A 3,196-nucleotide genomic window follows, 5' to 3' on the forward strand; every position below is an offset into this window, starting at 1 on the left:
GTGGTAAACAGAGGCAACTGCGAGATAGTACTGGAGAAGCTTTGACTTCTCCATATAACCGCTATTAGGCAGTCTTTTATACGTTTAAACTTAATCACTCCACTATCTATACGAATTGCAACGTCATATTCTAGCGAGCTACAGAAATATACTCTATTTAATCTTGTAGAAATCGCTACGCTACCCAGTTGGTACAGCCCAGATGTGTAGTAGTCATAAGTTTTTTCATCTGTCATCATCCAGGGCACGAAGCCGTCTGGCGATACGTCAAAATTGAGAATCACAGGTGACAATGTTACAGAATTTACAAAATAAATCTGTATTGTATATATTTTATAAGAAAAAATTAATGTGTTATTCAGTAAAACTAATATCTCAATCACTTTAGAGCCCCAACCTCCTTGTAGTAGCGGAGCGCGCCGGGGTGATAGGGTATGGTGCCTCCGTAGTAGAGCAAAGCGTTCTTAAGCGTGGTGTCTTTAGCCGCGGCGACCGATTTTTGGAGTATGTCAAGGTGTTCAAAAACTGTCTTTGTTATCTGGTAGGCTAATTCATCTGGCATGTCCTTGTGGCATACAAACATATTCCAGAAGGTCAAAGTCTGCACATCCTTACCAGTACCATAAACGTTTTTAGGAATCACGCCCTTAGCAGCTAGACCCGGGAATTTTTGGGTAAAGGCGTTTATCGCATCGTCCGGTATTTCCACCAGCACTATGCCCCCGCGTTGCTTCAACGCGGCCGCAAGCTCCACTATTGAAGATGTCGGGAGGCCCCCGCTCCAGAAGTAGGCATCTATAGCGCCGTCCTTAAGAGCGTTGGCGCTTTCAGCCGCGCCCAGCCTCTCCCACTTAGAGAAGTCCTTCGCCGGGTCTATGCCCAACACCTGTAACAGTAGGAGAGCCTCTACCTCAGTCCCGCTCCCCGGCGCCCCGGTAGATACGCGCTTGCCTTTGAGGTCGTACACCGTCTTGATGCCCGTGTCGCTCCTAGTAACTATATGTAGATAGTTTGGATACATAGCCCACATTATCGCAATCGGCGCTCTCTTGTCCTTGAATCTACTGTCCTGGCCCGTGTAGGCTAGGTAGGCCGAGTCAGGCAGAACTGTGGCACAGTAGTATATCCCCTTTGTGGGGTCCGACTTGTCCCTTATCAAGAGCAAGTTATCTATAGAAGCCGCTGTTTGTATCGACGTCGCGTCGATATTTGTGAAGTTTTTAAGTATTCCCGCAACCACGCCGCCGTAGTAATAATAGACGCCGCCTGTGCCCCCCGTGGCTATAATCACGCTGTAGCTAGCAGGCGCCTTCTGCTGTGGTTGAGACGTCTGTGTTTGTGCTGTCTGTGTGGGCCCGGTGCGTGGCTGTGTAGTGGGTGGAGCTATGTTCTGCCCAGTAGTAGCCATCATTATTGCTATAATGGCTAGAATCACCACCACACCAATTATTAATAGCGTTGTGATCCTCATGCGCCCTATATAAATTCGACATTATTAAATATTGACCTCGTTGAATTCTTTGTATTTATTGAAGCGATGGCACTTCACCACCAAAGAAATTTATAAAATTCGGCCAATATAAAGCCGCAGAAGTAAAACATCTCTATAGGGTTAGGAAAACTAGGCTAATGAAAGTCAATACAGGATCTATACAGATCTCCAGAGATAAAGTCTCTAATAATCATACGGTCACAAAATTAAAAAATGCAATACAATAACTCTAAAATCTAAAGTAAGGGATAAGGAGCGAGCCATAATACATATACGCCAGCGGCTATGAAAATCACGATGCCTATTGGCAGTGCCAGCTTCATCCACTCTCTAAAGCTTATTTTCAACACATTTGCCAGCACTATGTTAGGCGCGTTCCCAGGTATTGTGAAGCCCCCCGATATGACTATCGACACTACAAAACTCCTCAAGGCGTCAACTGCAATATCTCCGTTTACCAGCGCGGCCACCAACGTGGCGTTGTCTGCTACAGCGGACATCAAGCCAAAAACGTACAAAGCTTCTCTGCCCAAACCAGCCGCGGCCTGGGCTAGGGGTTTAAAAACTCCCCCAGTATTGTTAATGCAAGTACGAAGACGAAAATTCTCGCAGTTCTGAGAAATACTTCTCTCAGCTCTGGCTCATAAGGTTCAATTTCCACGTCACTTACCCGTATGCTCCTCAAAGTGAAGTAAGAATACAACGAGAAAATTAGCACAGTTACCAGAACTACGTCAAATAGGACATCAACCAGATAAAAGAAGCCCTGTCTCAATTTAGCTACAGCAATGGTAGAGAGCGGCTCTCCCAGGGGTAACAATGCCGCGCCTACACCTATCGAAAAGGCTCCATACACCGCGGCCCTAGCCTTATAAGCATGCGGCGCCTTGGCAAAGCCCAGCAACTCAGCCAACACGGCGGCCGCCACGACAGCCGAAATTACGCTACTAAGTAAACCAAAGAGAAATATGAAAGCGGCCAGCAACCCAGGTTTAGCCAGATAGGCGCCCCACCTGGCTAACCTACGGCGCAGGTAGTAAAAAACAACCCGGCACCCAGCACAACCTGCGTAATGCCAATAGGCACATACCCAACACCAGGCTGATACACAGCCACCGCATGTACAAAAGCCACCCAAGGCAAGTCCCACCCCCAAAAACCGGCTAAAGTGGCGCCAGTAAGCGCAAGAACAAGAAAGAAAAACTCAAGGTTACGCTCCACCCACCTAGACACAAGCGGAAGCACAATCAACAAAACAAGAAAAACGACCTGAACAGAAAGCGGTAACATACCAACACGTAGCAAATCGACATATATTTAACAATTCACTCTACAAAACAAATGATATAAAGGTAGCCATCAATAAAGCCTAGCATACGAGATCACCAGAGAAGCCGACGTCCACCCGCACCACTAACAACACAAAGAAGAGCCCCCTACAATACGTCAGCCCTCCAGGTGGCTATCACCAATCCATAGTGTCCCGACGCCCTCATCACACCCACGAAACAGACACCACTAAATAAACCCACACGATATACAAAACAGGCAGGTGCTAGATACTCAAGACAGACGCCCACGTCACACAACACAGCCATAAAACAAAACACCACATCAGCCATACGACAAACACCCACACAAAGGCGTCGCCACACCTAGCACCGCAACGCCAAAAGAAAGAACCCTCAAAGCAAAATAGCATAC

2 protein-coding genes and 1 pseudogene are annotated in these 3,196 nt (G+C 47.1%); all 3 read right to left on the reverse strand.

Annotation, left to right across the window (positions count from 1 at the left end; translation table 11 throughout):
- A partial coding sequence (locus ACP5J3_RS12220) for a hypothetical protein (RefSeq protein WP_428495944.1) occupies positions 1-284 on the reverse strand: 284 nt, incomplete at its 3' end.
- Positions 285-379: 95 nt separating this feature from the next.
- Complete coding sequence (locus ACP5J3_RS12225; protein WP_428495945.1) at positions 380-1,471, reverse strand: TAXI family TRAP transporter solute-binding subunit; 1,092 nt, start codon at positions 1,469-1,471, stop codon at positions 380-382.
- 257 nt (positions 1,472-1,728) lie between these two features.
- Positions 1,729-2,782, reverse strand: a pseudogene (locus tag ACP5J3_RS12230) (DUF1646 family protein).
- Positions 2,783-3,196: the final 414 nt, after the last annotated feature.

Origin of the sequence: Pyrobaculum sp. (genome assembly GCF_049971835.1) — an archaeon.
Classification (GTDB): domain Archaea; phylum Thermoproteota; class Thermoprotei; order Thermoproteales; family Thermoproteaceae; genus Pyrobaculum.